The organism is Ectobacillus panaciterrae DSM 19096, from assembly GCF_000430785.1.
Classification (GTDB): domain Bacteria; phylum Bacillota; class Bacilli; order Bacillales; family Bacillaceae_G; genus Ectobacillus; species Ectobacillus panaciterrae.
The window spans coordinates 1-5426 of record NZ_AUMR01000146.1; the positions used below are offsets into that span (position 1 = coordinate 1).

The 5426-nt window shown below is 34.6% G+C and carries 4 protein-coding genes and 2 pseudogenes; 4 read left to right on the plus strand and 2 right to left on the minus strand.

All coding sequences use genetic code 11. From position 1 onward, the window contains the following. Positions 1-493: pseudogene (locus H540_RS35685) on the minus strand (SDR family oxidoreductase); the annotation flags it as partial. 190 nt (positions 494-683) lie between these two features. Here H540_RS35685 and H540_RS0121280 point away from each other — a divergent pair. Further along, positions 684-1235 carry a TetR/AcrR family transcriptional regulator gene (locus tag H540_RS0121280; protein WP_028402301.1) on the plus strand — a complete coding sequence of 184 codons (552 nt, stop codon included), beginning with the start codon at positions 684-686 and terminating at the stop codon, positions 1233-1235. A 103-nt stretch (positions 1236-1338) separates the two neighbouring features. On the opposite strand, the gene H540_RS0121285 is transcribed toward H540_RS0121280, so the two are convergent. Further along, positions 1339-2511: an MFS transporter gene (locus tag H540_RS0121285; RefSeq protein WP_028402302.1), complete on the minus strand. Its 1173-nt coding sequence runs from the start codon at positions 2509-2511 to the stop codon at positions 1339-1341. Between the two features lie 590 nt (positions 2512-3101). Between H540_RS0121285 and H540_RS30565 the strand changes: the two are divergent. From H540_RS30565 to H540_RS32500, 3 genes and pseudogenes are all read left to right on the plus strand, one after another. Next, a pseudogene (locus H540_RS30565) lies at positions 3102-3595 on the plus strand (TetR/AcrR family transcriptional regulator). 731 nt (positions 3596-4326) lie between these two features. Further along, positions 4327-5166: a BglG family transcription antiterminator LicT gene (licT, locus tag H540_RS0121300; RefSeq protein WP_028402303.1), complete on the plus strand. Its 840-nt coding sequence runs from the start codon at positions 4327-4329 to the stop codon at positions 5164-5166. 178 nt (positions 5167-5344) lie between these two features. Further along, on the plus strand, positions 5345-5426 hold an 82-nt coding region (locus tag H540_RS32500; protein ID WP_425388160.1), incomplete at its 3' end, for a PTS transporter subunit EIIB.

Sequence of the window (5426 nt, forward strand, 5' to 3'; positions counted from 1 at the left end):
ATACGCAAAACTTCCATTAAATCACGAACAGCCCACTTTGTTGCGCCATAAACCGCACCGCCTGGGTAAGCTTTAAGCCCAGCTACTGATGAAGTCGTGATGATATGTCCAGACTTTTGCGATGTAAATGTTGGCAATACTGCGGCGATACCATTCAATACACCTTTAATATTAACGTCAACCATACTGTTCCACTCGTCAGTTTTTAATTCAGAAAGTGGTGAACTAGGCATTATTCCAGCGTTCAAGAAGATTACATCGACACCACCAAAAGTGTCTTTAGCTAGTTGAACAAGCTGCTGACTATCATCTGGATTAACAACATCTGTGACGCGATACGCCGCTTGACCACCTTTCGATTTTTTACTAAACGCTCTTCACGTCTTGCACCAAGTACAACTTTTGCGCCTTTCTCAGCTAACAGCTTAGCTGTAGCTTCCCCAATACCTGAACTTGCGCCTGTAATTATAACCACTTTGTTTTCAATTGTCATTTCGTTTTTTCATCCTTTCATTTGAAACAAAAAAACTACATTTGATGTTTTCTCGACATTTGTTTATAATCTATAATATAACTATAAACAAAACAAGGCATAGAAATCGTTAATTTAATCATTTTTGTTGTTTTAACAACAAATCAATAAAAATTGTCGACTATCTCAAAAAAGGTAAGGTGTTAATAAGATGGAAAAAGTGGATAGAAGAATTGTTAGAACTCAAGAGGCAATAAAAAAAGCATTTCTTGAATTGATGTCAGAAAAAAAATTCGATAGCATTACCATTCAGGATATTTCTGACAGGGCAAATATTAACCGTGCAACTGTTTATCTTCATTACTTGGATAAATTTGATCTGTTGGATAAGATCATAGAAGAACATATCAATAACATGGTTAACCTTTTTGAGCCGGAAGCTGCAGCTGAAATGGATTGGATTGAATCAACTGTAATTTGTATGGAATATCTTGGGGGTAATTATTTGTTTTTTTCGACGATGTTGGCGAGTGAAGGAGCACGATTTTTTCGCAGTCGGTTTCTTCAACATAATATCGAAGCGTTCAAAAAAGACGTGGATATAACAAAAGGCAAAAATCTTGGTCAAAGCGAAGATATAGTTGTCGAATTTGTTGCAAATGCTTACGTAGGTGTAGTGGAATGGTGGCTAAAAAATGGCATGCCTTATTCACCGCAGGAAATGGCAGAAAAAGTAGGGGATTTATTAGAGAGGAATTTATAGTATTTTTTAAATGCTATTAGATAAAATAAAAGAACACACTTAATAATGAATTAAATAAAAAGGCCAGGTAAGCATACCTAGCCTTTTTTGATACATAAATTTCTTACCCGGAAAGCTGTTGTGTAGAAGTAAACATGTAAGTTCTTAGAAAAATGGTTACCAAACTTAGTATCAATGATAGGATTCCCACCAATACGACGTATTGTGTACCCATTTCTGATATAAATAACCCGCCTACAGCTGCACCAATTGTTGTTCCTACGTTACAGGATGATATAAATAAGCCATTGGCGAAATCAGGCGCTTCGGGAGCTGCAGACACAATCAAATATTGATTAATATTTGCCATTATTCCTCCAGCCAATATTCCCCAAATTAAAGTTATAATGGTCATAGGTACGGTAAACTGTCCTGTGAAGAACAACATGATGTAAACAGCACCCAATAACAAAGGAAAAGATACTACAGACTTCATGGCACTATGAGTAAGTAACTTTCCTGTGACAATGTTTCCAATAATATTGGCTCCACCGAAGATGAATAACGTTAAACTTATGGTATTCGGAGACATATTTGTTACTGTTTTCAGATATTCAGCAAAATAACTATAAACCCCAAATACGGCTGAGTTTAATAAAATGACAGTTACGATGGACGGCCATATAATAGGTTTTTTTAATACGGAAAGTTGTGTACTATAAGAAAGTCTTTCTTCAACAGGCATAGATGGTACAAAAATCAATGTAGCAATGAATACAATAGCATTAACAATAGCAAAGAATGCCATCGCCATTTCATACGAAACAGCACTATCAATTAAACTTACGATCGGTACGCCGGCTACTATACCAGCAGATACTCCTATAAATACTTTAGAAACAGCTTTTGGAGCTTCTTCTTTACTTACTGAGGAAGCAGCTACTGTAAATGCCAAAGAACAATAAATTGGATGAAAAATGGCTGGGATGATACGGGCAATCAATGCAAGGGTAAAGTTAGTTGTAAATATGGACGCAATGTTCCCAAGAATGAAAACACCAAGTACGAGTAACATGACCTTCTTGCGATCTATTCCTGAAAATAATAACGGCAAAATTGGACCAGATATTGCAATGCCAAGGGCAAAAAGGCTCACCAGCAACCCTGCTTGAGTTACACTGACATTATAGTGGTCAGCGAGGGAAGGTAATATCCCAATAACCCCCATTTCGGTATTTATGATGCCGAAAACTCCTATGGTCAATATGAAAATCAACAAATGGTTTCGTTTAGTCAAAAAAAAACAACTCCTATCTTCAATAAAATGCCCCCAAAAAGCAATGGGGGCATTTATTAAAATTTCTTCCCGAAAGAATTCAAAGTTAACTTTGTCTGAAAGCTTTTGCATCACTCATAAGTAAGGTAAGTCGAAAGGTCAAGATAGGCATTGATCTGCTTATGAAGCTCTACGACTTTCTGCTCTATGCTAGCGATGGCATCTGAACTACCAATCCAGCGAACGGGTAGTTCCTCCTGATTTGCGATGGTGATTAGAGCCTTTGAAGCGATTGTTACTTCAAATTCTCGGTAAAGAGTGCTTCCAACTTGTCGAATGGAATCATTTTGATTCCAAACCTGTTATTGTATGAAACTGATTTCCTTGTTATCTTATCGCTTAACTCAAAAATATAGTTTGACATATAAAATAACCTCCTTTCATATAAAATAAAAACTACAATTGATGCTTTCTCGACACATGTCTATAATTTATAAGATAAATATAAACAAAACAAGGCATAGAAATCGTTAATTTAATCAGTTTTGTTGTTTACCCAACAAATCAAGAAAAATTGTTGATCATCTTTAGGGAAGTCTGGTGACCAAACAATGTCAAAAGTGGCTAGAAGAATAATTAAAAGCCAAGAGGCCATTAAAAAAGCTCTTATCGAACTGATGTCTGAAAAAAATTTTGATAACATTACCATTCAGGATATTTCTGACAGGGCAAATGTGAACCGAGGACCATCTATCTTCATCACTTAGATAAATTTGATTTATTAGATAAATTGATTGACGAACATATAAACAAACTCAAAGAAAGTTCCGAATGGGCATGTGAAATGGAATGGTTAGATGCGACTTTAATCTTTTTCGAATATTTTGAGACTAATTATTTATTCTTTTCAACAATGTTAGCGAGTAAAGGAGCAGCCCCTTTTTTTCGTAGTAAGTTCCTAGAGTATGTTATGGAAGGGTTCAGGGACGAGGTGCACAAAACAAATGGAAAAAATGAAGGTCTAAGTGAAGATGTTATTGTTCAATTTGCCGGATATGCTTACGTAGGGGTAGTGGAATGGTGGTTAAAGAATGAAATGCCTTAGCCACCTCGTGTCATGGCAGAAAAAGTAGGGGATTTGTTAGAGAGAATTGTATAAAACGTCCCTTACATTAGTGAAGAAGAAAAGGACAATTCTTTTAGAAGAAGTTGTCACTATTCATTAAAATGCAGATTGTAAATAATTGTACTTAAATTAATGGGAATAAATCAAATGAATTTACTTCCTCTAACGGTGATTATGTGAACATGAAAGCCCTCCAGATTAATTGGAGGGCTTTTGGTAGTATTGACTCCCGATTTGGGGCTTCTTTCACACTGACTGAAGCAGCAAGCAGCTACTGGAAACGCCAATGAACAATAAATTGGATAAAAAAGGCCAGAATTATACGAGCCGTTAAAGCAACTATAAAGTTAGATGCAAAGATGGAAACAATATTACCTATAACGAAACCACCAAGTACAAGTAACTTCTATACACTTTTGACACTGTTTGGTCTTTAAGGTAAGCGACAATTTTGATTGATATGTTGCATAGACAACGAAATTTGATTGATATATTGCATAGACAACGAAATGCGATAATTTGTCTATTGTATGCAACCCGTTTTTGCTTATAATTATAAACAGATGTTGATGAATCAATATCCTAAAGTAAGCGTATACAGAACGGATTGTTACTGTTAAATCAGGCAAAACCGATTATCTTTGAAAGAGGTAGGGGTTTTGCCTTTTTCTATTGCTGGAGGGGATAAAGTATAAGTCTGGGGGTATAAAGTGAAAATCGAGAGAATATTAAACAACAATGCAGTTATTTCAACAAAAGAAAAACAAGAAATTATCATCATTGGACGTGGAATTGCTTTTAATAAGCGTGTTGGTGATGATATTAATGAACAACTAATCGATAAAATTTTCACTTTAGAAAACGAAGATACAATGAAAAAGTTTAAGACCTTAATTGCTGATATGCCAATTGAGTATATGGATATATCCGAAAAAATTATTGCATATGCAAAAATAAAATTAGGAAAGAAGTTAAACGAAAGTATTTATATTCATTTAACTGATCATATTCACTTTGCAATTGAACGTTATAAAAATAATCTGCCTATTAAAAACGGATTACTGTGGGAAACAAGACAATTATACAAAGATGAATATGAGATTGGGTTAGAAGCATTAAATATGATATGTGAACAATTTGGTGTCATTTTACCAGAGGATGAAGCAGGATTTTTAGCTCTTCATATTGTTAATGCTGAATTGAATGAAGAGATGCCTGTTGTAAAAAACATGACTAAGGTTATGCAAGAAATTTTAACGATAGTTAGATATCATTTTAAGGTTGAGTTTAATGAAAACTCTTTAACATTCTATCGCTTTATTACGCATCTTAAATTTTTTGCACAACGTCTAGTCAAGGGCAATCATTACAACAGCACAACAGATGATGACTTATATCATGTAATCAAGGTAAAATATCCGGATGCACATAAATGTTCACAAAAAATAAAGAAGTTTATCGAGGGTTCTTATACCTACGAATTGACAGATGAAGAAATGATTTATTTGACGATTCATATTGAAAGAGTAGTAAAAAATAATAACGGATGATCTTAGGGTTGTAACCTAACGGGCAAAACCTAAATCAAACATTCAAAATTGATTGTTTGATTTAGGTTTTTTTTATTAAGTCTTTTTACCATACAGACAGTTAAGCAAGGTTAGAATGTAACCTAAAAAGGAGTGGAGAAAATTGAGTTACCAAAGCTTAGCGACGGAAATAGTTCAATTGGTCGGTGGAGAACAAAACATAATTAGTGTTGTGCATTGTGCCACACGTCTGCGTTTTACATTAAAAGATCATAGTCAGG